The following is a 23199-nucleotide window of genomic DNA, read 5'->3' as shown; positions in this document are numbered from 1 at the left end:
ATGACCGGCGCGACACTCCCGACCGGTCCGCGCGTCAGAAAACCGTCGCATCCGCTCAGGGATTTTCCACTTCGTACCCCGACCGGCGCAGCTCGTCCAGGTAGCCACCGGGGGCAAGCAGGGAAAACACCGGCACCACCGCGAACGTCACGGTATTGCGCTTCAGGGCATCGCGCGCATGGCCCAGCCATTTCTCCTGCGCGCGCCGGTCCAGGTCGGTCAGGCCGCGGCGGCGGCCAAACTCGCTGCGCTCCACCGCGTCCACGCAGGCACCGTACTGGCTCTGCACGGCCATCCGCTGCAGGGCATCGATGTCACCCACCGACCAGGCATTCGCGCGCTCGACCAGGATCGGCAACTTGCTCTCCACCACGTCCAGGGTGCGTTCGAAGCACGCCACGTCGTCCAGGCTGCTGGCGCGCACGTCCTTGAGCGCCTGGCGCGGGTCGTCGATGCGGATCACCAGCCGCGTCGAGACCGGCGTGTGACCGTGCGCTTTGGCTGCCTTGTCCAGCACCTCCGAGACGGCGGAGCGCTGCTTGAGACCGACCTTCTTCAGCGCCGCGCCATACAGCTCCGTTGCCGCCACCAGAGGCCGGTCCTTCTCAATACCGCCATCGCGGCCGATGTACCGCTTCTTCTGGACTTCCCAGCGCGCGTACAGCGCGGGCGGCAACACCTCCTGCAGGCGACGCCCATCCGGGCTGCGCGCGGCCTTCATCGCCGACGGCAACAGGGTCAACCCCTTGAAGAAACCAATGTCGGCGTCCAGCGTCCAGCCCGGTGCGGCCAACATCTGCTGCGCCTCGGCGACGACGGCATCGACCTCGTCCGACCGCCACTCAAGCGTGGCCGGCAACGGGCTGACCGTGCCCAGGATCCACAGCGTGTGTCCGTCGCTGGACGAGACTCTCCACAGTCCAGGACCGGGCTGCGCGCCGGAGACCACCACCGGCGCCATGTCCACCACCGGCGGCTGAGGCGATTGCGCATGCACCGCCGCCGTCCAGGCCAGCAGCGCCCCCATCAGTGCCATCCCTGCACGCGTCGCCTTTGCCATGTTTCCCTGTCCATGATGGTGTGTGTCGCACAGCGTAATGCGGCCCTTGAGGCGCTGCGTAAAGTTTGCGTTCTGCCGCGCGGTGTCGTTCTCCGCGCATAATGCGGTTCCGGTCAACAGGGAGAAGGCGTCATCGATATCGCGCTTCGTGCCGCCGCGCTTGCCCGCCGTGCGCATGCCGACCAGGTCGATAAAGCCGGGCATCCCTATATTGGCCATGTTGCCCGGGTCGCCGCCCGGGTGCACGGCGACCCGGAGGCCGAAGCCGTGGCGTGGCTGCACGACGTGGTGGAGGATTGCCCGGACTTCGCCGACGAGGTGGACGCCTTTCCGGCGCCGATCGTGGCCGCGGTCCAGTGCCTGACCCGCCGCGACGGCATCACGGCCGAGGCCTACTACGCGGCCATCCGCGCCAATCCACTGGCATTGAAGGTCAAGCTGGCCGACATCGCCGACAACCGCGACCCGGCACGCCTGGCGTACCTGCCCGACGCGATGGCGCAGCGCCTGACAGAAAAATATGCGCACGCACTGCACGCGCTGGGCGCGGCGCCGACGTAAGAACGCAGATGCGGGCGCATTGATGCGCCGCACGCGCCGCACGGCCCGCCTACCGCCAGATTGCCATTGTCCTTACCATCCCCCCGATGCAGATCGGGTTGCCCGTGCAGGGCGTCGGTGGGTCCGCGCCCTTGCGGCACCGCGCCGGGGACGGGACAGGATAGATGCGTCATGTCCGCCGTACGGGGGACGGAGGGTCGGTGGCTGGTGCCCGGAGCCGGAATCGAACCGGCATGGAGTTGCCCCCGGCGGATTTTAAGTCCGATGCGTCTACCAGTTTCGCCATCCGGGCCGCGGCCATAGGGTGCCTGATCGCGCCCGGATTTGGAATGCGCGCCGTTCAGATCGCCCGCGAGTAGCGCACCGGCTGGTCGGGACGCGCCAGGTAGCGGTCAAAGCACATCGCCAGCAGCCGCAGCAGCGGCCGGCCGCGTTCGGTGGCACGCACGATGCCGGCGTCGTGCTCGGCCAGGCCGTCCTGCTGCAGCGGTGCCAGCGCGGCCAGGCCGTCGGCGAAGTAGCTGTCGAAATCCACGCCGTAGCGCGCTGCCACCGCGCGCCCATCCACCTCGCCCTGGCACATCAGCTGGCCGATCAGTTCGGCGCGCAGTTCATCATCGGCATCCAGCGCCAGGCCACGCCACACCGGTATCCGTCCTGCATCCACGGCCTGCTCCCAGGCGGGCAGCTCGCGCGGGTTCTGGCTGTAGTGCGGGCCGATGTGGCTGATGGCGCTGGCGCCCAGTCCGACCAGGTCGGTATCGGCGTGGGTGGTGTAGCCCATGAAGTTGCGGTGCAGCTGGCCAGCGCGCTGCGCGCGGGAGAGGTCCTCGTCGGGCAGTGCGAAGTGGTCCATGCCGATGTACTGGTAACCGGCATCACCCAGGCGCTGCACCGCCAGGCCGAGCAGCGCCAGCTTCTGCTCCGGCGTCGGCAGATCGCTGTCGGCGATCTGCCGCTGCGCCTTGAACAGGTGCGGCAGATGCGCGTAGCCGTACACCGCCAGACGATCCGGGCGCTCGCGCAGCACGGTCTCCAGCGTCTGTGCGAAGCCCGACAGCGTCTGCCGCGGCAACCCGTAGATCAGGTCGACATTGACCGACCGCAGGCCGTAGGCGCGGCACGCCTGCAGAATCGCCAGTGTCGGCGCCACCCCCTGTTCGCGGTTGATCGCCTGCTGCACCTGCGGGTCGAAGTCCTGGATGCCCAGGCTCGCGCGGTTGAAGCCCAGCTCAGCGAGCACGGCGATGTCCGGAGGCGCGATGAAGCGCGGGTCCAGCTCGATCGAGAAATCGCGAGAGGCCGACGCGCTGAATCGGAAGCGGCTGCGCAGGCCGTCGATCAGCGCGCGCAGTTGGACCGCATCGAGAAAGTTGGGCGTGCCGCCGCCCAGATGCAGCTGGATCACCTCGCGCGCGGGATCGAACAGCGGCGCAATGCGGTCGGCCTCGCGCAGCACGCGGGCGACGTAGGCCTCGCCCCTGCTGCGGTCGCGGGTGATCACCCGGTTGCAGCCGCAGTAGAAGCACGGGCTGGTGCAGTACGGCACATGCACATACAGCGACAGCGCGCGCGCCGTGACGTTGCTGGCGGTGATGGCCCCTTCCAGCGCGGCGGCGTCGAAGCCGTCGTGGAAGTGCGGCGCAGCCGGATACGAGGTGTAGCGCGGTCCGGGCCGGTCGTGACGGCGCAGCAGCTCGGGGTCGAAGTGCCAGGCGAGGCCGGCAGCGGCGGGCGTGATCATATCCATGCCACCAGCGTGCCAAGACCGGAACCGGCGCGCATTGCGCCAGATCAATCCAGGCGTGGCTGCCCCAGCATCGGCAGGCTCGGCCAATGCAGCATCTGGAAGCGTCGCCAGAACGTGTCCGCAATGCGCGCGGCCACGTCATCGGCCAGGCGTTGCATGGGCGGATTGCCGCACTCGGCCGTGGTGATCCGGAACAGGCACAGCCAGCGGTCGAACAGATCGCGGTCCAGCTCCTTCATGGCCATGTGCTTGGGCATCGGCGCCCCTTTGAACCGCCGCGTGCCGCGCAGCATCGCCGACCAGAAATCCACCAGTTGGGCCAGGTGCGCGTCCCAGTCGTCCACGCGTGCGGCAAACACGGGCGCCAGCCGCGGTTCCGCGCGCACGCGGGCATAGAAGTCATGCACCAGGCGGGTGACCTCCGCTTCGCTGCACAGGGCCGGCGCAGCAACGGGCAACGGGTTTTGGGGTAGTTCCGGCATGGGGGCCAACTGGTTGGAACGGGGAGCAGGTTCCGGGTCGGGGGAGGTGTACGCCTTGATCAGGATCAATGTCGCCGGCCTCCACCCCGCCTAGGCTGGACGCACCTGCAGGATGCGCGCAGCGGCGTCCCCGGCCTCCGGTGGCGCGAAGTATAGACGCGCCCTGCCCCTCTCTCCTGACCGGGGCTGCAATGTACGATCCGCACGACTCGCCCGACCCCGCCCGCCGGCAACGGCTGATCCAGTACTGGGGCGCCGTGCTGTGGCCCAGCTTCATCGCCGCCGGTCTGGCCAGCCTGGTGTTCTTCGCCTTCGTGGACCCGCTCCAGCTGCACCAGATCAGTTTTCCGCAGCATGCGATCAGCCGCGAACTGGGTTACACGGTCGGCTTCTTCATGTTCTGGGTCGTCACCGCCGCCGCCAGCACGCTGACCGGATTTCTGCTGCGGCCACCGCAGCGGGACGACGACGACCTGCCACTGGGATGAACATGCCGCGACGGGTTCCCCTGCACCTGGTGGACACAGCACCGCCGCTCCCCCCCGTGGGCCGCCGGCGCGCGCGCCCCCGCTGGCGTCCGCTGTTGTCGCTGGGGCTGCTGGCTGTCTTCTACGCCCTGCCCTGGCTGCGCTGGAACGGCAGCCAAGCGCTGCTGCTTGACCTCCCCGCACGGCGCTTCGATCTGTTCGGCCTGACCCTGTGGCCGCAGGATGCGTGGGTGGTCCTGGGCGCGCTGGCGGTGCTTGCGACCGGCCTGGTGCTGCTGACCAACCTCGGCGGCCGGCTGTGGTGTGGGTACGGATGCCCACAGACGCTCTGGAGCCGTCTGTTCGGCTGGATCGACCGCGCCACCGCGCGTGTGGTGCGCCGGCCGGCCGCTGCGTGGGCCGTCAGGCATCTGCTGTGGGTGATGGTCGCGCTATGGACCGGAATCACCTTCGTGGGGTTCTTTACGCCCATCGATACCCTGGTCGCCACCCTCTGGCAGCCCGCATGGCGCGGCTGGGAACGCTTCTGGGTGCTGTTCTATGCGCTCGCCACCTGGGGCAATGCCGGCTTTCTGCGCGAGCAGGTGTGTCGCCACCTCTGCCCTTATGCGCGGGTGCAGGCAGCATTCTGCGACACCGATACCCCACGCATGGGGTACGACGCGCGCCGCGGCGAACCGCGCGGCCCCCGTCCGGCCGGCCAGGGCGGCGTGATCGAACGTGGCCGGGGCCTGCTCGATCCAGTCAGCGCCAGCGACTATGCCTTCCGCGCCGCGCATGCCGACATCGCCGGTCCCATGCCCCACTTCAGCGCGGACCGGCTCGGCGACTGCGTGGACTGCGCCGCATGCGTGCGCGCCTGTCCGATGGGTCTGGACATCCGAACCGGTCCGCAGGCCGACTGCATCGCCTGCGGCGCCTGCGTGGACGCCTGCAACGAGCAGATGCGGGCATGGCGGTTCCCGCTGGGACTGATCCGTTACAAAAGTCCGCGCCGTGCCCAACAGCAACGGCGCCGCTGGTGGCGTCCGCGCACACTGGCCGCCGGCACCTGCCTGCTGGCGCTGCTGTGCATCGGTTGGCACTGGTGGTGAGCTCCCCCGTGCCCCGGACTCCCCGGCCGGTGGTCAACGTGCGCGCGGACGCCCCGGGCTGCGCGGCGGCACCATCTGCGCGCGACGCACGATGCCCAGCTGTTCGATGATCAGGGCCAGTTCGTTGGTCACCCGCGTGCGCGAGGTACCTTGTGGTACCAGGCGGTCGAGCACCCGCTGGTATGTTGTCCAGAATTCCGGGCCACAGCCATGTTTGACATAGCTGGCTTCCAGCTCGGTCCGCACTCCCTCAGCCAAGCCATGTGCGCCGTATTGCATACGACCTCCGGTGGACTTGCCCTGCGTGGTGTCGATAAACCGCGTGATTGCGACGTAGACGTACGTTCACCCCTGGTTCACCCCAACCTTGCACGTTCTCCACGCCAAGTCAATGGCCGCGACAGGGTACGCATCAAGGCACCTGAATCATTCAGAGTTGCACGTCAGCCTCGCACCATGATGTGCCCGGGTTGTTGACAGGGTCATGTCAGTGCCGCGGCGCGGCGGGGCGAGGTGAAAGGTCCGGTCACGACGATGCCCGGCGGGGCGTCACGCGCAGAGGGGAAACGACCAGGGAGAGTCGACTGCGCGCCGGAGGCCGGCGCATGGGATGGTGCGCCGACCGGGATACGCTAATGAACGGACGGCGCGCCCGCCATCGGAGCAGGACGAAAACTGCCGTGTGCCAGCTGCCGACTATCGTGCGTGCTGATCCAGCAGTGCCTCCGGGACGTGCGGCGCCACCGTCTGCACCAGCAACCCCATGCCGGCCGTGACCGCTGGCCCGTGCTCCAGGTGATGGGCGAAGCCGAGCCAGTCACCAGCACTCAACTGCCGGATCAGAGCGGGTTCGACGCCAAGCCAGCGCATGCCCCAGTAGGGGAACGCACGGCTGGAAACACGCCCGCGCGCCAGTTCGACCAGGTGCTCATGGCTGCGCGCCTGCAGGACGCGTTCGTACACCGCCGACACCCCATCATCGGGTCCTTCGAAGTACTGCAGGAAGCGCCCGCCGTCGTAGAGCAGCACCCCGGTGACGCCAGCCACGCCATTGAAGCGGGCCGCATCCTCGACAAGCGCTTCCAGGGCGGTAGTGGAGAGGCTGGGACGCGCCTCACTGACGTAAGCAATCGCACGCAGGGGCATGGGTGATATCCAGGTTCAAGCAGGCCATCATGCTTGCACGATTCCCTCCTCGGGAAGTGGGCGCTGCCTGAAGCATTCATACCGACAGGATCGGCAAAGCGCCGCGCACACGGTCCCGGGAAGAAACGCGCGGGCTACTGCGCGCCAGGGGTGATGCGCGCGCCGCTGGCGGTACGTGCGGTGTCCTCAAGCGCGTCAGCGGTGGTTCTGCGAACCGGCAGGCGAAAGTCGAGCGAACTGTGGTCCTCCAGAATCAGGCGCACGGTCAGCACAGCGTGCTCGTCACAGTCTGGCGCGCAGGTGGGGACATGGCTCGCCCCCACCATCTCGGCCAGTGCCGCGTCGCCGACAATCGCGCGCACCACGTCGGTGTCGCCAAGCCGTGATTCGAGCTGCGCCTTGAGGTTGTTGTCGGACAGCACATCGCCTGCGGATTTCCCCGCAGCCGCGGCGACGTTCAGGCGCTCGACGGAAATCTCGTAGCGCGGCGTGGGCCGCTCACCGCCCGACGCGCCGGCTGGCATCGACAGGCCGGCAACAGCCAGAGCAACCATCATGTCCAGCACACCCATGCAGTCCTCCTGTTCAACGCGTTGTGCCCCTCAGCGTACAACCAGCACCCTGCGCGCAGACAACAAAAAGCCCGCTGTTGGCGGGCTGATCGTTTGAATCAAGATGGAGGCCTGGGTCGGAATTGAACCGGCGTACGCGGATTTGCAGTCCGCTGCATGACCACTCTGCCACCAGGCCGGTGACCCTATAAAACAAGACCCCGAGAACGGGGCCTGGTCGGGAGTTGGAGCAGGACACGAGACTGTCATCCCCTCTCTATCTCCTTGAAATGACTGAGGTTTTTTACAACCGCGTCGTTTCGATGTGCAGGATTATGTACTCATTTGGAGCCCTTGGCAACAACAATTTTTCACCGTGGTCCGCTATGGTCCACCTACATCCGACCTCACGCTCGCAACATTCGTCCGAACGCGCCACGAAGACCGAAAGGCCGCCCCTCCACCCGCGCACTCTTGTCACACGCTTCCCCTGATGAGTCGGCGCGCGCGCCCCCACCCGTGCCCTGCCCCGTGACTGCCGAACTGCAAACCGCAGAAGGAACCGCCAGATCCGTGCGGCCAACGGAAACCCGGTGGTGGTGTTCGACACGCGCCTCGTTCCGACCACGAAAGGCGACCAGGCCGGTGTTGCTGATGGCATGAAGAGCAGCACAGCAGGTGCGAAGTGCTGCCCCAAGCAGATAAGCAGCACACTATGCGGAGGGAAAACCAGTAATCAGGCACGGCGACCTGTTCTGGGTCAATGGGAGCTGATGAAGGCATTACAGGAGAATGCAGGCATCAGCCTCGCAAGCGGAGACTACATCGGTACAGCCCTGTCAGATGACATCCCAATAAGATCCAGCAACTCAATCAAGCAGACAGATATTGAAATACTGAGGCAACCATGACAATTGGCATCAGATTCGGCCAGATGACAGACGAAATTGGAAGCGCCGATTTTCTATACTGCTTCTTTTCAGCCATAACTGTGAATCTTGAACCATCGGGCTGGGGCTCCCGCTTCCCAGGATTGACCCGGAAAAGTGGTGTGGCGCCATGAAGATCGCGACACTCTCCCTCCTTTTCCACTGAATCCAAACGCGAGGCCGCGGCTTTCGTGCTTGATCGAGGCGATAGCGATATCGCCGCCTGCCGGTCACTCGGGGGTAGCGGTGTTGGTCCGCAGACAAAAGCGCTGATGCCTGGACAGTATCGCCTCAGACGTCGCACCCCAGACGTTGAACGACGTCGGTTGCGCAGTCGAGTCAACGAACTGTTTACGCAGAGTCGCGGCGCCGCCGGCAGCCGCAGTCTTGTGTCGGTGCTGCGGGAACACGGCGAGCAGATCGCGCGGCTCAAGGTGCGTGGCCGGACGCGGACTTGCTGGTCAAGGCGTTGGACATGGCTTGCGAGAAGCGTGGCAGGCCTCAAGGGTTGCGGTTCCATTCCGACCAGGGCCCGCACTACAGCAGTCGCCAGTGTCGCCAACGGCTCTGGCGTCACCGCATGCGCCAGAGCATGAGTCGTCGAGGAAACTGCCGGGATGATGCGCCGCTGGCGTGTGCTGCGCAGTATTGAAACTGAATGGATACCGATCGTGGGCGATATGACAGCCCAGGAAGCGCGGCGGGACATCAGTCATTATCTGATGCATCGCTACACCTGGATTCGACCGCATCGGTTCAATGACGCGCCGGCTCCGGCTCAGGCCGAGAAAAAACCTGACGTCGTGTCCGGGATCAGTTGACCACGACAGCTACGCGGAATCGCTGCACTTGAAAATGCACTTGAATTTCGTGGCTGCGGGGGGATTCAGGCAGTCGTCGCTGAAACGAAAAAAGACGCCGAAGCGTCTTTTTTCAAGGACCTGCAGACTTCCTTGGAACTCTGTAGATCGATAATTGGAGCGGGAAACGAGACTCGAACTCGCGACCTCAACCTTGGCAAGGTTGCGCTCTACCAACTGAGCTATTCCCGCAAAATCAGGCGCGTATGTTACCGAAACCGCGAGCAACACACCAGCCTTTTCACACGTTGCTTCACATCTGCCGCGACGGCGTCGCATGGGATGCCCGCGTGCCACCGCGGAGAAAAACAAGGCCCCAAGGGGGCCCTGTCGAAATATGGAGCGGGAAACGAGACTCGAACTCGCGACCTCAACCTTGGCAAGGTTGCGCTCTACCAACTGAGCTATTCCCGCAGACTTTCGACTGCTCCGACTGCATCGCACCCGGGGGTGCTGGAGGCTTCCGGCCCCTCGACCTGCGTCGAAGGAGCGCTATTGTGTCGGGATTCCTTCACGCCGTCAACATGCTTGTTCAGCCGGTGTGGAACGGCCGCGTTCACCATAGACCGCCCTCACACGCGCATGCCGCGTCGATGGAAGTAGATCTGTTCGGCCACCCGCCGCATCGCCCCCGACTGCAGGGCCAGGTCCAGCGGCCAGTCCATCTGCAGATGGTCCATTGCCCAGCGCAGAACCCGCTTGGCCCGGAACCTCGGTGCCGCGCCTGCGGCAACGCCTTCCGGTGCCGGCCCCTGCCCGCGCAGATGCAGCGCGATGGCATCGCCCACGGTCCATCCATGCCGCCACGAGGAATGAATGCCGCCGGCCGACAGCGGCGAGACGATCCCGGCCGCGTCGCCGGTCAGGATCACGCCGGGCGCGGTGATCGGCCCGTCCGGCAGCCCGCACGGCACCAGGCCCGCGCGGGTGGCACCGGCCTGGGCGGACGCGGGCAGGCCCACCGCGTCGCGGACGTGCGCCAGGAAGCCCTCCCTGTCCGGCTGCCGCGCACGCGCGGGATCATGGCGCAGCGCCAGCCCGACCTGCACGCCGGTCGGATTCTGCGCGACCCAGCCGATGTAGCCTGGCGCGAACCGCCGGCTCGCAAAACAGTGAAGCGCACCGGCCTCGGGCAACACCACGCCGGCGAACTCCTGCTCCACGCCATAGAGATGGTCCCGCACCCGGCCCAGCCCGGTCCGGTCCGCCACGCGCGAGGTGGCGCCGTCGGCACCGACCATATAGCGGGCACGCCCCACACCCTCCACCTGCCAGCCCACGCCTTCGCGCCGCGCATGGGTGAACGACTGCCCCAGGCGCAGCGCCACCCCGCTGGCACGCAGTTCGCTGGCCAGCCAGCGCAGCAGGTTCGGCGTATCGGTGGTCATGAAGTAATAGTCCGGTGCTGCCAGCAGCACGCTGCGCAGGTTCGGGGCATACATCCGCACGTGCTCCACCCGCTGGACCAGTGCATCGGGCACGCGTCGCAGCCAGGTCTGCTCGATCGCCTCCTTCACGATGATGCCGGTGGTATGCAGGCGCGCACCGGGATCGGCCTTGCGCTCGAGCACACACACACGCAGGCCATACTGCGCAGCCGCCAGCGCGCAGGCGGCGCCGGCAAAGCTGGCGCCGACCACCACCAGATCCCAGTCGTAGGCGGAAGAAGCGGTTTCCATTGGTGGCGTGGTCCTGCGCAGGCGAGGTGTGCAGGATCGCGGTCGCCGGCGGAGCGGCCATGAAGTGCCGGTGAAGCGGGTATGAAGCGACACGCCCGCAGCGCAGCGCGTCGCCCCCATGTGACAATCCGCGCCATGAATTACCTTCTCACCGGGCTGCTGGGCCTGTGCACCGCGGTGGCCGCAGCAGGCGCCTGCCCTGCCCTGGCTGCGCCGCCGCCCCTCCATCTGCCACTGGCAGACGGCAGCGGCGCATACCTGCGCATCGACAGCGCCGCCGGCAGTGCGCAGCTGCTGTCCGCTGCCGGCCCTACCGATCTGCGGGTGAATCCGACACTGCGCGACGCGCTGTCCCGGTCGGACACAGTGATGGCACTGGGACGCCACGCAGCCGCAACGGAAGCGGACGGAAGCCTGCTGTTGTTCATCAGCGCCGCATCGCGCCCCGGTGCGCCGATGGGCTACTGCGGCGCAGGACAGGAAGACGGCCTTCTGCTGCTCGGGGTGCGCGAGGGCGCACTGGTCCAGCTCGATTTCATGTTGCTGCAGAGCTGTCTGGATTCGATCGACATGGCCATCGATCTGGCCGACGGACCTGTCGCGGCCTTCCGCTCACTGCCCGCGCCTTGGCTGGTGAGTTTTGCGGCCGTCGAGGAAGACAGGCTCGTCCAGCGCTGCGTGGGCATTCGTGATGAACGCCTGAGGCTGGAAGACGATTGCGATACGGCGCCGCGCACGATGCCGTAAGTGCGCCTGTCCAAGCCAACCGCAGAAACAGAAAAAGCGACCTTCCGGTCGCTTTTTCTGCTGGCTTCCACTGCGATCAACCGCCTTGAAAACCTATATCTGGAGCGGGAAACGAGACTCGAACTCGCGACCTCAACCTTGGCAAGGTTGCGCTCTACCAACTGAGCTATTCCCGCTTGGGAGGCGAAATTTTACAGCCAAACGCGGTGCTGTCAACAGCCCTCAGGCATTCTTTTTTGCCTTGGCGCTTTCACGCGCGGCGCGTTCGTCTTCACGCAGGCTCGGCCAGGCCGCATGCAGGTACTGCAGGCCCGAGAACAGCGTGAGCACGGCGGCGATCGCCAGCGTCCAGTCGCCGATGTGGAACACGACGTCGCCCATCCAGATCTCGTGCATCGGTGTATGCGGCGCCACCGAGTACAGCAGGCACAGCAGCGCCACCATCTGCGCGGTGGTTTTGATCTTGCCGATCAGGGCGACGCGCACCTTGGCGCGCTGACCGATCTCGGCCATCCACTCGCGCAGCGCCGACACCGCGATCTCGCGACCGACGATCACGGCCGCCCAGAATGCCATCCACGGCGTGGGATGGCCCTGCACGATCAGGAACAGCGCCACGGCCACCATCAGCTTGTCCGCGACCGGATCGAGGAAGGCGCCGAACGCCGAGGCCAGGTCGTAGCGGCGCGCGATCCAGCCATCCAGCCAGTCGGTCAATGCGGCCAGGCCGAAGATCGCCGCGGAGGCGAAATTGGTCCACTTGTAGGGGAGGTAGAACACCAGCACCAGCACCGGGATCATCACAATCCGCAGCAGCGTCAGCCAGGTGGGGAGGGTCAACTTCATTGCGTCTCTCTACTCGCCCGCCGCGTCGGGCGTGGGCAGTCCATGAAGGTTAGCGTAGATGCGTGCAGCGAGGGCGTCATTGATGCCCTCCACGTTGGCGATTTCCGCCTCGCCGGCCGCTTTGAGCCCGACCAGGCCGCCGAAATGCTTGAGCAGGCTGGCGCGGCGGCGCGGGCCGATACCGGCGATATCCTCCAGCTTGCTGGTCATCCGCGCCTTCTGGCGGCGGCCGCGGTGGCCGGTGATGGCGAAACGATGGGCTTCATCGCGCACCTGCTGGATGAACTGGAGGGCCGGCGAGGCCGCGCCCGGACGCAGCTCGCGGCCATCCGGCAGTACCAGCGCCTCGTGCCCCGCCCGGCGCTCGACGCCCTTGGCCACGCCCACCAGCATCACCCCTTCCACACCCAGATCGGCCAGGGCCGCCTGGGCCTGGGCCAGCTGGCCTGCGCCACCGTCGATCAACAGCAGGTCCGGCAGCACGCCGTCCTCCTCCACCGCACGGCGGAAGCGGCGGTCGATGGCCTGGCGCATCGCGGCGTAATCGTCGCCCGGCTCGATGCCGCTGATGTTGAAGCGGCGATACTGGCTGCGCACCGGGCCACTGGCGTCGAACACCACGCATGAGGCCACCGTGGCCTCACCCATCGTGTGGCTGATGTCGAAGCACTCCACCCGCTTGACCGGTTCGGCCAGGCCCAGCATCTGCCGCAGGTCTTCACTGCGCGCGTGCTGGGCGCTGCGGCTGGTAAGTTCGCTGACCAGGGTGATCTGCGCGTTGCGGCTGGCCAGTTCGACATAGCCGGCACGCTCGCCACGCACGTTCCAGCGCAGCTGCACCTTGTGCTCGGCCGACGTGGACAGCGCCGATTCGATCAGGCTGGCATCGGGGATTTCCCGGTCGAGCAGGATTTCCCGTGGCGGCGAATGCTCTGCGTAGTACTGGGAAACGAACGCGGCCAGCACTTCCTCGGCGCTTTCCTCGCCGTTGGTGCGCGGGTAGAACGGCCGCGTGCCCAGGTTGCGGCCGTCACGGAAGGCCAGCAGCATCACGCAGGCATTGGCGCCCTGGGTGGCGCAGGCCAGCACGTCCAGGTCGGCGGCGCGGCCGTCCACGTACTGGCGGGTCTGCATGCTGCGCAGCGCGGTGATGAGGTCGCGCAGGCGCGCGGCCTGCTCGAACTCCAGCGCTTCACTGGCGGCCTGCATCTGCGTGCCCAGTTCGCGTGCGAGCTGGTCGCTCTTGCCCTCCAGGAACATCGACGCACGGCGCACCGACTCGGCGTAGTCGTCGGCCGCCACCAGATCCACGCACGGCGCGCTGCAGCGGCCGATCTGGTATTGCAGGCAGGGCCGCGAACGGTTGCGGAACACGCTGTCTTCGCAGCTGCGCAGCTTGAACAGCTTGTGCATCAGGTTGAGTGTGTCGCGTACCGCGGTCACGCCCGGATACGGGCCGTAGTAGCGGCCCGGCACCGCACGTGGGCCGCGGTGCAGTGCGATGCGCGGCCAGTCCTCCCGGGTCAGCAGCACGTGCGGGTAGGTCTTGTCGTCGCGCAGGGAGACGTTGTAGCGCGGCGACAGCGACTTGATCAGCTGGTTTTCCAGCAGCAGCGCTTCGGCCTCCGAGCGCGTCACGGTCACGTCCATCCGCGCGACCTGCGACAGCATCGACATGATCCGCGTGGACTTGGGCGTGCCGTTGAAATAGCTGCCCACGCGGTTGCGCAGCGCACGCGCCTTGCCGACGTAAAGCAGCGTGTCGTCGGCGGCATACATGCGGTACACGCCGGGGGCGGTGCTCAGCTGGGCCGCAAATGCCTTGCCGTCGAAGGCGGGGGCGGAAGAAACGGTCATTCGCTGATCGGGACGTCGCTCAGAACGCCACTGACCGGATCAAAACGCAGCACGGCATGGGCATCGGTCTCGGCGATCCATACCGCCCCGCCGCCGAGTGCCAGCCCGGCCGGTCCATGCAGACGGCGCGGCAGTTCCAGCGTGCTCAGTTCACCGCCGCCCAGGCGCAGCGTGCGCAGGCGCCCGTTGCCGGTATCGGCGATCCACAGCAGCGGCGCATCGGGGCTCAGCGCGATCGCCTGCGGATACTGCAGGCGGGCAGTGGCGCGTGGACCGTCTTCGTCACCAAACGACCACATGCCCTGCCCGACCAGCGTCTGCACCAGATCGCCGCGCAGCTGCATCGCGCGGATCGAGGAGCCAAGCGCGTCGCACACGTAGAGCGCCTGCTGCACGGCAGCCAGCGAGGTCGGTTGCGCAAACGCCGCCATATGGCTGCCGCCGTCGCGCTCCTCGATGGCACCCGACCCGGCACGCCACTTCAGCGCGCGCTGGCCCTGGTGGTAGCTCCAGATGCGGTTGTCGCCGGCCATGCCGATGTGGATCTGGTTGTCGGACACGGCCAGGCCCTGCGGGTGGTTCAGCGGGCTGCGGCGCGGATCGGCGATCGGCCCTTCGATCGGTTCACCGGGACGGCCAGTGCCGCACAGCGTGTCGATCTGGCCGGAAATCAGATGGATGCGGCGCAGGGCATGGTTGCCGGTGTCGGCCACGTACAGCCACTCGCGCTCCAGCGCGAGCCCCTGCGGCCGGTTGAAGGCGGCTTCGCCCGGCCCCCCGTCCATGAAATCGGCAGTACCCAGCCCGAACTGGCGCAGCACGCGCCCCCCGTGACTGCACTCGAGCACACGGTGGTGCCCGGTGTCGGCGATATACAGGCGCTCGGTGGTCACCGCCAGCCCGGTCGGGAAACTCAGCGGCAGGCGGGGCTCGGGATGCAGCTCGCGGCGCACGTTGAGCTCATCGTCGAGGGGGCGTGTGGCGCCTTCGCACAGCCCGTTGAGGGTGCGCTCCAGCTCACCGCCCAGGCCAACCAGTCGCTCACGTTCACGGCCCTGGGCATCCAGCAGCACCAGTGTGGGCCAGGCGGTGACATTGAAGCGCCGCCAGCCGTCCCAGTCCGCGTCGAGCAGCGCCGGCGCGGTCACCCCTTGCCTGCGCAGCAGCTTGAGCGATTGTGCCGGGTCGCGTTCGCAGTCGAAGCGCGGCACCTGCAGCACCAGCAGCTGCACCTTGCCGGGGTTGCGCGACTGCCACAACTCCAGTTCGGCCAGGCGCTGCGCGCACCACACCGAGGCGGCGTTGACGAAGGCCAGCACCACCGGCCGGCCCTGCAGTTCGGCCAGGGTGGTCGGGGCGGCGTTGAGCCAGGTGGCGAACTCGGGGAGATCCTGGACGGGCTGGACGTTCATGGCCCGATTATGCCGGAGTCGGCGTCATGCAACAGTCGTGCCACGGTCGCCTGGGCCGCCGCGTCCACCAGGGTCCAGACCTGCTCGAAATGATCTTCCCCCCCGGTGTATGGATCCGGGATCGATGCCGGGGTCTCGATCCCGGCCCACGGCAGCCACAGCGACAGGCGAGCCTGCCCGGCCGCGCCGACCAGTCGCGCGGCATCGCGCAGGTTGTTGGCATCGGCGCAGAAGACGTGGTCGAAGCGGTCGAAATCCACGCGCTGGAGCTGGCGCGCGCGCAGGCCGGCGATATCCACGCCGTGCCGCGCAGCGCAGGCGATCGCACGCCGATCCGGCGGCTCGCCGACGTGCCAGTCGCCGGTGCCGGCCGAATCGACGCTGACCCGCCCCGACAGTGGCGATGCTGCCAGGCGCGCGCGCAGAGCGCCCTCGGCCATCGGCGAGCGGCAGATGTTGCCCAGGCACACCACCAGCAGCTTCACGCCTGCGCGCTCCACCACGCCTCCGCGCGGTCCAAGTCCTCGGGCGTATCGATGCCGGGTGGGAACACAGCCGGCGACAGCGCGACGGTCAGCCGATGGCCGGCCTCCAGCACGCGCAGCTGTTCGAGCGATTCCAGCTGCTCCAGCGCGCCAGGCGGCAAGGCGGCGAACTGGCGCAGGAAACGGGCGCGGTAGCCGTAGATGCCGATATGGCGCAGCCAGTGCGACCCGGAGAGGGTGTGGCGCGACTGCGCGAAGGCATCGCGATGCCACGGGATCGGTGCGCGGCTGAAATACAGCGCGTCCAGGTTTTCGCGGCGCACCACCTTGACCACGTTCGGATCGAACAGACTGTCGGCATCCTCGATCGGAGTCGCCAGCGTGGACATCACCGCACCGCTGTAGACCAGCGCCTCGGCCACGGCGCGGATGCCATCGGCAGGCGCGAAGGGCTCGTCGCCCTGCAGGTTGACCACCACGGTGTCGTCGGCCCAACCGGCCTGGAGCGCGCACTCGGCCAGGCGGTCGGTGCCCGACAGATGGTCGGCCGCAGTCATCGCCACGCGCACGCCGTCCAGTCCTGCCAGCGCCGAGGCGATGCGCTCATCGTCGGTGGCGACCCACACCTCGCGCGCGCCGGCCAGCAGCGCGCGCTGTGCCACGCGCAGGATCATGGGCTCGCCGCCGATCAGCCGCAGCGGCTTGCCCGGCAGGCGGGTGGACGCGAAGCGCGCGGGAATGGCGACGACGAAATCGAGGGGGGCACTCATGGAAGACCTCTGCGCAGCGGCGGGGCGGGACCGCCGGCGCGTGACCGGCAGGATGATGGGGAGCAGTGTGCCGCAGCCGGCACCCTGCCCGTCAACGCTTGCCGAGCTTGTCCAGCCGGTCCAGCAGGTTCACCCAGAAGGCCGCCGGCAACTCCGCCGACAACGGCACGGCGAAGTGCCACTCATTGGCGAAGGCCTTGCACTTCACCGCATCCTTCTCGGTCATCAGCACCGGCAGCTCGCTGCCGAAGCGCAGGTCCGAGGGCTGGTAGGCATGATGGTCGGCGAACGCATGCGGCACCACGCCGATGCCCTGGGCGCGCAGCATGTCGAAGAACCGCTGCGGATGCGCGATACCGGCCACCGCGTGCACGCGCTGGCCCCGGAAGTGCGCCAGCGTGCGCGCCCGCCCGCCCTGCAGCGGCTGGGCGTGGTCGATGTGCAGCTGCATCGGCCACTCGCCGAAGCCGCTGGCCGGCAAGGCGTCGGCGCCATTGCTGGCCTGGCCCATGTTCACGACGCGGAAATCGCAGTCGCGTGCACGGCTGGCCGGCTCGCGCAGCGGACCGGCCGGAATCAGCCGCCCGTTGCCATAGCGGCGCTGGGCATCGACCACTTCGATCTCGATATCACGGGCCAGCCGGTAATGCTGCAGGCCGTCGTCGCAGACGATGACGTCGCAGCCCGCCTCGACCAGTGCACGGCCGGCTGCCACGCGATCCGCATCGACGCGCACCGGCACGCCGGTCTTCCAGGCGATCAGCACCGGTTCGTCGCCGCCCAACGCGGTGGGGGTCGCCGCGTCCACCCACCGCGGCGTGGCGGCCTCGTCGCGGCCGTAGCCCCGGCTGGCGACGCCGGGCTTCCACCCGGCCTCGCGCAGGCGGTTCACCAGCACGATGGTCAGTGGCGTCTTCCCCGTGCCGCCGGCCGTCACATTGCCCACGACGATCACCGGGACCGGCAGACTGTGACGCTTCAACCAGCGCCGCCGGTACAGCATCCGTCGCAGTGCGATCGCGCCGCCATACAGGGGGGCCAGCAGCCGCGCCGGCAACGGCACCGGACTGCCGTCATACCAGTACGACGGCGTCTGCGTTCCCTTGCCGGCCATCAGGACTGCCTTTCGCGGAACTGCATCTTGTGCAGGTGCTCGTACAGGCCGCCCAGCGCCAGCAGTTCCTCGTGGGTACCGCGTTCGACGATACGGCCGTGGTCCATGACCAGCACCTGGTCGGCGTGCTCGATGGTGGACAGGCGATGGGCGATCACCAGCGTGGTGCGCTCGGGCATCAGGCGCTGCAGCGCATCCTGCACGAGCCGCTCGGATTCGTTGTCCAGTGCCGCAGTCGCCTCATCCAGAATCAGGATCGGCGCATCACGCAGGATCGCGCGCGCGATCGCCAGACGCTGGCGCTGGCCACCGGACAACAGCGCGCCGTTCTCGCCGACCGGCGTCTGCAGCTGCTGCGGCATCCGCGCGATGAACTCCCAGGCATTGGCGGCCTCGGCGGCCGCGCGGATCTGTGCGTCGGTGGCGTCCATGCCGTAAGCGATGTTGGCGCCCACCGTGTCGTCGAACAGCATCACCTTCTGCCCGACCATCGCCACCTGGCGGCGCAGGTCCTCGAGCGGGTAGTCGTCCAGGGCCACGCCATCAAGGGTGATGCGCCCACCGCTGGGCTCATAGAAGCGCGGCACCAGCCGGATCAGGCTGGTCTTGCCACTGCCGGAGCGGCCGACGATCGCGGTCACCGTCCCCGGCCGTGCGACGAAGCTGATGTCGTCCAGCGCGATGCCGGTGTCTTCGCGGTAACGCAGCATGACATGCTCGAAGGCCAGCTCGCCCTTGGCGCGACCGATGCGTTTGCGGCCCTCGTCGCGCTCGACCGGCATGTCCAGGATCGAGAACAGGCGTTCCGCAGCCGAGACGCCGCGCGCGATCGAGGACTGCACACTGGTCAGGCGACGCAGCGACGGGATGATGGCCGTCATGGAGATCATCAGGCCCATGAACTGACCCGCGTTCAGCCGCCCGGCCAGCGCCTCGCGCGTGGACACCCACACAATCACCGCCAACGCCAGCGCGGCCAGGAACTGCACCACGCTGGAGGCTGCCGCGCGGGTGGTTTCCACTTTCATGTTGAGGCCCAGCATGCGGTTGGCGAGGCGGGCATAGCGCGACATCTCGTGCGCCTGGGTGCCATGCACCTTCACTTCCTGCTGCGCGGACAGCGACTGCTCGGCCGTCTGCGCCATTGTCCCCATGCCGTCCTGGATGCCGCGGCTGATGCGCCGGTAGCGTTTGCCCACGAACGAGACGATGACGCCGATCAGCGGCACCACCACCAGCATCGCCACGGTCACCTTGACGCTCATCTGCAGCATCACCACCAGCATGGCGATGATGGTGAGCGTGTCGGCGACCAGGGTCTTGAGTGCGTCGGCACTGGCCTGGGTAACCTGCTCGGTGTCGAAGTTCAGACGGCTGACCATCACCGGCGTGGACTCGGCATCGAAATGCGACGACGGCAGGTGCAGGTACTTCTCCAGCACCTGCTCACGCAGATCGCGCACCACGCTGCGACCGGTGCGGGCCAAGGCGTAGTCACTGACGAAGGTCGCCGCGCTGCGCGCCACGAACAACCCCAGGATGGTCAGCGGCAGAATCACCGCCATGCGCGGTTCGGGGTTGACGAAGCCGCGGTTGACCAGCGGCTCCATCAGCTTGCTGAAGTGATAGCCGGCCAGGGCTTCGACCACCATGCCGATGACCGCCGCCACCATGAAGACCCAGTAGGCGCGGGTGTAACCCAGCAGGCGTTTGTAGATCGGCCAGACCGGCGCGTGTTTGCTGCTCATGGACGCACCTCGGGGGCCGTTGCGATGGCGATGCGCCGGAAGCCGAGCTGGCCGAGCGCATCCTGTGCGGTCACGACCGCCTGGTAGGGAGTACGGGCATCGGCGCGCAGCAGGACGGTCTGCTCGCGATCGGTGCCGGCGACCGCGGCGATGGTCTGCTTGACCGACTCGACGTCGGTACGCAGCACTTCCTGGTCGTTGATGAAATAGCGTCCTTCGGCATTCACCAGCACGCTCAGCGCACGCGGTGGCTCGGCGCTGTTCTGCTGGCTCGCCGTCGGCAGCTGTACCTGCAGCGTCGAGCGTGCATCGAACGTGGTGGTGACCACGAAGAAGATGATCAGGACCAGGATCACATCGATCAGCGGAACCAGATCGATATGCGGCTCGTCCTGGGTCCGGTCATTGCGGATGCGCATCCGTCAGCCCTTGACCGTCACGGGCGTACCCGCGACCGGTGCGGCAGCGGCAGGACGGGCGGCACCGGTCATCACCCCGGGACGCGCATCGAGCGCGTCCAGCAGCGCGCCGGCCTCCTGTTCCATCTCGATCACATAGCCGTTGATGCGGCCCTTGAAGTAGCGATGGAACATCAGTGCCGGAATCGCCACGATCATGCCGGTGGCCGTGCACACCAGCGCCTTGCCGATACCGCCGGCCAGCTGGTTCACATCGCCCACGCCGTGGTCGAGGATGCCCAAGAACATCTGGATCATGCCGACCACCGTGCCCAGCAGGCCGAGCAGCGGGCCGGCCGAGGCGATGGTGCCCAGGGCGTTCAGGAAGCGCTCCATGCGATGCACCAGGTGGCGGCCGGCATCTTCGATGCGCTCGCGGATCTGGTCGCGCGGGCGGTTGCGGGCTTCCAGCGCTGCCGCGAGCAACGCGCCCAGTGGCGAATTGGCCCGCAGGGACTGGATGTGGCCGGGATCAAGCTTGCCGCGTGCCGCCCAGTTGCGCACTTCCTGGCCCAGCCCCGGGGGCAGGACCTCATTGCGACGCAGAGTCCAGAAACGCTCCAGGACGATCGCCAAAGCCAGTACGCCCAACAGCAGCAGCGGCACCATCGGCCAGCCACCGGCCTTGACCAGTTCCCACACGTTTCAACCCTCTGGCCCTACGGCCGCCTGTTTGACTGTCGATAGGATAGCAGTCGCCCGCGCCCGCTCCGCGGCATCCCACCAACGGGGCTGGAAAAGCCGCTGTTCACGCACCTGCAGGCCGTCCTGGCCCAGCCACACCCGCAGCGCGCCGCTGTCTGCGGTGGTGAGCACCTCCGCGCCCCGTGCCTGCCAGCGCGCCACCACCTCGTCCCGCGGATGGCCGAATCGATTGCCATGCCCGGCCGATACAAGTGCCAGCTCTGGCGCCACCGCGTCCACCCAGCCGGGCGTGGACGATCCGGCGCTGCCGTGATGCGGCACCACCACTACCCGGGCGGCCAGGCCCGGTGCGTCTTGCGCCAGCAGTGCCGCCTCCTCGCGGCGGCCTATATCGCCAGGCAGCAGGATCGCCCCGTGCGGCGTGGTGATGCGCAGCACGCAACTGGCGGCATTGCCGCGCCCGCCCTGCCCGGCCGGCGGGTGCAGCAGCCGGAAATCAACCGCATCCCAGCGCCAGCCGTCACCGCGACGGCACACGGCCGCCGGCATTGACAGCGCGCCCGACGGCGCCAGCAGCCGCGCCTCCGGATGGGACCGCCGCACGGCGGCCAGGCCGCCGACATGGTCCAGGTCGCCGTGGCTGAGGAGCACCCGGTCCAACACCGGCGTCCCCAGGGCGTGCAGGGCCGGGACAACCACCCGCTCGCCGGCATCGAAGCCGCCCGGTACGGCCGGGCCGGCGTCGTACAGCAGCGCATGCGTGCGGGTGCGGACCAGCACCGCCAGGCCCTGCCCGGCATCCACCACCAGCAGTTCGACCTCCCCGTCGGCCGGCAGCGGCCGCGCCGGCCACAGCAACGGCAGACACAGTGCCAGCGCCGCCAACCGGCCGCCGCCGCCGCGCGGCATCAGCAGCCAGAACACACCTGCCACGGCCAGCACCAGCGCGGCCGGCCCGGCCTGCGGCAGCCACCACAACGCGAACGGCCGGCGGGCGACGTGGCCGAACAGCCACCAACTGGTGTCGAAGCACCACGCGGCCAGCTGCCACGGCCATCGCCCCGCGCCGCCGTACAGCGCCTCCAGCGCGGTGCCGAGCAGTGCCAGCGGGACCACGACCAGGCTCCACCAGGGAATGGCCAGCAGATTGACCAGCGGCCCCGCGCGCGACGCCTGGCCGAACCACGCCACCGTCAGGGGCAGCAGGCTCACCGTCGCCACGCCCTGCGCCCCGAGAAATGCGGCCAGCCAATGCCGGTCCGTCCCGGGCAGGCACCACACCAGCCACAGGACGCCGGCGAAACTCAGCCAGAAGCCCGGCGCGAGAACCGACAGCGGGTCGAACAGCAGCACAGCCAGTGCCGCCATTGCCAATGCCTGCCCCACGGTGACCCGCCGCCGGGTGCAGCGCGCGGCCGCGACGATGGCGATCATCAACACCGTGCGCACGGTAGGCAGCGCGAACCCGGCCACGGCGGCGTACAGTGCGGCGCCTGCGACCGCCGCCAGCGCCGCCGCCAGCGGTCGTGGCCAGTACCGCCCCAGCACCGGCAGCAGCCTCCAGGCCAGCGCTGCCATCCAGGCCGCGACCGCCGCGACCAGACCGACATGGAAACCGGAGATCGCCACCAGGTGGGTCAGCCCGAGGGCCCGCAGGTCCTCCCAGTCGCGCGCGGTCAAGCCGCGCGTATCACCGAGCGCCAGCGCCTGGACGAAGCGGCGCCCTTCCCCGCGTACCTGGTCCGCGATGGTCTGGGCCATGCGCTCGCGCCACGCCGGCAGGCCGGTCGGCGGGCCCAGCGCGCGGGCCCGATGCGGCGCGGTGACATAGCCACTGCCCGCCACGCCCTGCAGCAACGCCTGGCGTTCGGCATCGAAGCCGCCCGGGTTGCGCAGGCCACGCGGCGGCCGCAGCCTGGCGACCAGCGACCAGCGCGCGCCGGCACGCAGTGCATGACGCCCCTGTGACGCGTCCGGCCTGACCGGATCGTGCCAACCCAGCACCACCTCGCGTCCACGCAGCGAAACGGGCATGCCGGCGTCGTCGTCGATGCGGAAGCGGAAGCGCGTGCTGCGCTCGCCGTGGTGTGGAAGGTCGAGCACCCGGCCGCGCAGGGCATGTTCGGCCGGTGTCGCGGCGGCCGGCAACTGCAGTGCCAGGCCAGCATGCCCGTGCAGCGCCGCCCACCCCGCGCCCAGCAGCAACCCGCCACACCAGCGCCCGCGCGGCCACGCGCTCCAGGCACCCGCGCCGACAACGAGGCCACACCATGCGATGGCCACCGGCAGCAGGACAGGGGCAAAGACCACCGCACACACGCCACCCAGCAGGCTGGCGGCACAGGCCTTGCCAAACATCGGCACATTGTCGGCGGTCGCAGCGGAGGACGAGCGTGGCATGGAAGTCGGCGCGGCGATGGAACGGCCATCGTCTGCTGGCGTCATGGCAGCCACCATCAGACGCCACGGCTTGCGTGCGTCGGAATACTCCGGGGCGACAGGGTGATCGCCCCCCAT

Annotated in this window: 23 protein-coding genes, 5 tRNA genes and 1 pseudogene; 7 read left to right on the top strand and 22 right to left on the bottom strand. The window is 68.1% G+C overall.

What is annotated here, in order from left to right; all coding sequences use genetic code 11:
- Positions 1 to 55: 55 nt before the first annotated feature.
- Positions 56 to 1060, bottom strand: a complete 1005-nt coding sequence (locus ACPEH8_RS01880; protein WP_287249813.1) for a TraB/GumN family protein — start codon at positions 1058 to 1060, stop codon at positions 56 to 58.
- Positions 1061 to 1192: 132 nt separating this feature from the next.
- On the opposite strand from ACPEH8_RS01880, the gene ACPEH8_RS01875 reads away from it, so the two are divergent.
- Positions 1193 to 1621 carry an HD domain-containing protein gene (locus tag ACPEH8_RS01875; RefSeq protein ID WP_136006336.1) on the top strand — a complete coding sequence of 143 codons (429 nt, stop codon included), beginning with the start codon at positions 1193 to 1195 and terminating at the stop codon, positions 1619 to 1621.
- A 205-nt stretch (positions 1622 to 1826) separates the two neighbouring features.
- Here ACPEH8_RS01875 and ACPEH8_RS01870 read toward each other — a convergent pair.
- From ACPEH8_RS01870 to ACPEH8_RS01860, 3 genes are all read right to left on the bottom strand, one after another.
- A tRNA-Leu gene (locus tag ACPEH8_RS01870) sits at positions 1827 to 1913 on the bottom strand.
- Between the two features lie 48 nt (positions 1914 to 1961).
- Positions 1962 to 3371 carry an oxygen-independent coproporphyrinogen III oxidase gene (gene hemN, locus ACPEH8_RS01865; protein ID WP_136006335.1) on the bottom strand — a complete coding sequence of 470 codons (1410 nt, stop codon included), beginning with the start codon at positions 3369 to 3371 and terminating at the stop codon, positions 1962 to 1964.
- Between the two features lie 44 nt (positions 3372 to 3415).
- Positions 3416 to 3853, bottom strand: coding sequence for a group III truncated hemoglobin (locus tag ACPEH8_RS01860; RefSeq protein ID WP_136006333.1), 438 nt, complete (start codon positions 3851 to 3853; stop codon positions 3416 to 3418).
- A 191-nt stretch (positions 3854 to 4044) separates the two neighbouring features.
- Here ACPEH8_RS01860 and ACPEH8_RS01855 point away from each other — a divergent pair, with 191 nt between their 5' ends.
- Complete coding sequence (locus ACPEH8_RS01855; protein ID WP_136006330.1) at positions 4045 to 4341, top strand: DUF4118 domain-containing protein; 297 nt, start codon at positions 4045 to 4047, stop codon at positions 4339 to 4341.
- A gap of 2 nt (positions 4342 to 4343) precedes the next feature.
- Entirely contained in the window at positions 4344 to 5435 is a 1092-nt protein-coding gene (locus tag ACPEH8_RS01850; protein WP_423665895.1) for a 4Fe-4S dicluster domain-containing protein, read from the top strand.
- Positions 5436 to 5468: 33 nt separating this feature from the next.
- Here ACPEH8_RS01850 and ACPEH8_RS01845 read toward each other — a convergent pair whose 3' ends face one another.
- The 4 genes from ACPEH8_RS01845 to ACPEH8_RS01830 form a co-directional block, all read right to left on the bottom strand.
- On the bottom strand, positions 5469 to 5714 hold the full coding sequence (locus tag ACPEH8_RS01845) for a hypothetical protein (RefSeq protein ID WP_136006325.1): 246 nt from the start codon (positions 5712 to 5714) through the stop codon (positions 5469 to 5471).
- A gap of 417 nt (positions 5715 to 6131) precedes the next feature.
- Positions 6132 to 6581: a BLUF domain-containing protein gene (locus tag ACPEH8_RS01840; protein ID WP_136006323.1), complete on the bottom strand. Its 450-nt coding sequence runs from the start codon at positions 6579 to 6581 to the stop codon at positions 6132 to 6134.
- 134 nt (positions 6582 to 6715) lie between these two features.
- Positions 6716 to 7153 (bottom strand): hypothetical protein, encoded by a 438-nt coding sequence (locus ACPEH8_RS01835; RefSeq protein WP_136006319.1) that lies wholly within the window; start codon positions 7151 to 7153, stop codon positions 6716 to 6718.
- A gap of 104 nt (positions 7154 to 7257) precedes the next feature.
- Positions 7258 to 7331, bottom strand: a tRNA-Cys gene (locus ACPEH8_RS01830).
- 394 nt (positions 7332 to 7725) lie between these two features.
- Between ACPEH8_RS01830 and ACPEH8_RS01825 the strand changes: the two genes are divergently transcribed.
- The 3 genes and pseudogenes from ACPEH8_RS01825 (at position 7726) to ACPEH8_RS01815 (ending at position 8882) form a co-directional block, all read left to right on the top strand.
- Positions 7726 to 8043: a hypothetical protein gene (locus tag ACPEH8_RS01825; RefSeq protein ID WP_423665893.1), complete on the top strand. Its 318-nt coding sequence runs from the start codon at positions 7726 to 7728 to the stop codon at positions 8041 to 8043.
- Positions 8040 to 8195: an Imm70 family immunity protein gene (locus tag ACPEH8_RS01820; protein ID WP_423665891.1), complete on the top strand. Its 156-nt coding sequence runs from the start codon at positions 8040 to 8042 to the stop codon at positions 8193 to 8195. The genes ACPEH8_RS01825 and ACPEH8_RS01820 overlap by 4 nt, the downstream gene beginning before the upstream one ends.
- Positions 8196 to 8252: 57 nt before the next feature.
- Positions 8253 to 8882: pseudogene (locus ACPEH8_RS01815) on the top strand (DDE-type integrase/transposase/recombinase).
- Between the two features lie 155 nt (positions 8883 to 9037).
- Here ACPEH8_RS01815 and ACPEH8_RS01810 read toward each other — a convergent pair.
- From ACPEH8_RS01810 to ACPEH8_RS01800, 3 genes are all read right to left on the bottom strand, one after another.
- Positions 9038 to 9113, bottom strand: a tRNA-Gly gene (locus ACPEH8_RS01810).
- 146 nt (positions 9114 to 9259) lie between these two features.
- Positions 9260 to 9335: transfer RNA gene (locus tag ACPEH8_RS01805), tRNA-Gly, on the bottom strand.
- 158 nt (positions 9336 to 9493) lie between these two features.
- Complete coding sequence (locus tag ACPEH8_RS01800; RefSeq protein WP_423665889.1) at positions 9494 to 10600, bottom strand: NAD(P)/FAD-dependent oxidoreductase; 1107 nt, start codon at positions 10598 to 10600, stop codon at positions 9494 to 9496.
- A gap of 81 nt (positions 10601 to 10681) precedes the next feature.
- Here ACPEH8_RS01800 and ACPEH8_RS01795 point away from each other — a divergent pair, with 81 nt between their 5' ends.
- Positions 10682 to 11347: a hypothetical protein gene (locus tag ACPEH8_RS01795; protein WP_153164370.1), complete on the top strand. Its 666-nt coding sequence runs from the start codon at positions 10682 to 10684 to the stop codon at positions 11345 to 11347.
- A 100-nt stretch (positions 11348 to 11447) separates the two neighbouring features.
- Here the strand turns inward: ACPEH8_RS01795 and ACPEH8_RS01790 are convergent.
- The 11 genes from ACPEH8_RS01790 to ACPEH8_RS01740 all read right to left on the bottom strand — a co-directional run bounded on the left by ACPEH8_RS01790 (position 11448) and on the right by ACPEH8_RS01740 (position 23127).
- Positions 11448 to 11523, bottom strand: a tRNA-Gly gene (locus tag ACPEH8_RS01790).
- Positions 11524 to 11569: 46 nt separating this feature from the next.
- Positions 11570 to 12193, bottom strand: coding sequence for a CDP-diacylglycerol--glycerol-3-phosphate 3-phosphatidyltransferase (gene pgsA, locus ACPEH8_RS01785; protein ID WP_136006977.1), 624 nt, complete (start codon positions 12191 to 12193; stop codon positions 11570 to 11572).
- A 9-nt stretch (positions 12194 to 12202) separates the two neighbouring features.
- Entirely contained in the window at positions 12203 to 14050 is a 1848-nt protein-coding gene (gene uvrC, locus ACPEH8_RS01780) for an excinuclease ABC subunit UvrC (protein WP_017357520.1), read from the bottom strand.
- Positions 14047 to 15462, bottom strand: a complete 1416-nt coding sequence (locus tag ACPEH8_RS01775) for a hypothetical protein (RefSeq protein ID WP_017357521.1) — start codon at positions 15460 to 15462, stop codon at positions 14047 to 14049. The genes uvrC and ACPEH8_RS01775 overlap by 4 nt, the downstream gene beginning before the upstream one ends.
- Positions 15459 to 15947 carry a low molecular weight protein-tyrosine-phosphatase gene (locus ACPEH8_RS01770; RefSeq protein WP_026071014.1) on the bottom strand — a complete coding sequence of 163 codons (489 nt, stop codon included), beginning with the start codon at positions 15945 to 15947 and terminating at the stop codon, positions 15459 to 15461. Before ACPEH8_RS01770 ends, ACPEH8_RS01775 begins: the two co-directional genes overlap by 4 nt.
- On the bottom strand, positions 15944 to 16717 hold the full coding sequence (gene kdsB / locus ACPEH8_RS01765; protein ID WP_017357523.1) for a 3-deoxy-manno-octulosonate cytidylyltransferase: 774 nt from the start codon (positions 16715 to 16717) through the stop codon (positions 15944 to 15946). Before kdsB ends, ACPEH8_RS01770 begins: the two co-directional genes overlap by 4 nt.
- A 91-nt stretch (positions 16718 to 16808) precedes the next feature.
- On the bottom strand, positions 16809 to 17831 hold the full coding sequence (gene lpxK / locus ACPEH8_RS01760) for a tetraacyldisaccharide 4'-kinase (RefSeq protein ID WP_166472823.1): 1023 nt from the start codon (positions 17829 to 17831) through the stop codon (positions 16809 to 16811).
- The gene (gene msbA / locus ACPEH8_RS01755; protein ID WP_136006983.1) at positions 17831 to 19579 is read right to left on the bottom strand and encodes a lipid A export permease/ATP-binding protein MsbA; all 1749 of its coding nucleotides are present in this window, start codon (positions 19577 to 19579) and stop codon (positions 17831 to 17833) included. The genes lpxK and msbA overlap by 1 nt, the downstream gene beginning before the upstream one ends.
- The gene (locus ACPEH8_RS01750) at positions 19576 to 19998 is read right to left on the bottom strand and encodes an ExbD/TolR family protein (protein ID WP_136006985.1); all 423 of its coding nucleotides are present in this window, start codon (positions 19996 to 19998) and stop codon (positions 19576 to 19578) included. Before ACPEH8_RS01750 ends, msbA begins: the two co-directional genes overlap by 4 nt.
- Positions 19999 to 20001: 3 nt before the next feature.
- A complete protein-coding gene (locus ACPEH8_RS01745) occupies positions 20002 to 20679 on the bottom strand; it encodes a MotA/TolQ/ExbB proton channel family protein (protein WP_136006988.1) in 678 nt (225 codons plus the stop codon).
- 3 nt (positions 20680 to 20682) lie between these two features.
- Positions 20683 to 23127 carry a DNA internalization-related competence protein ComEC/Rec2 gene (locus ACPEH8_RS01740; protein ID WP_423665887.1) on the bottom strand — a complete coding sequence of 815 codons (2445 nt, stop codon included), beginning with the start codon at positions 23125 to 23127 and terminating at the stop codon, positions 20683 to 20685.
- Positions 23128 to 23199 lie beyond the last annotated feature (72 nt).

Source organism: Stenotrophomonas sp. NPDC077461 (assembly GCF_049545475.1).
Lineage (GTDB): Bacteria > Pseudomonadota > Gammaproteobacteria > Xanthomonadales > Xanthomonadaceae > Stenotrophomonas > Stenotrophomonas nematodicola.
This window is presented reverse-complemented; position numbering and strand designations above follow the sequence as displayed.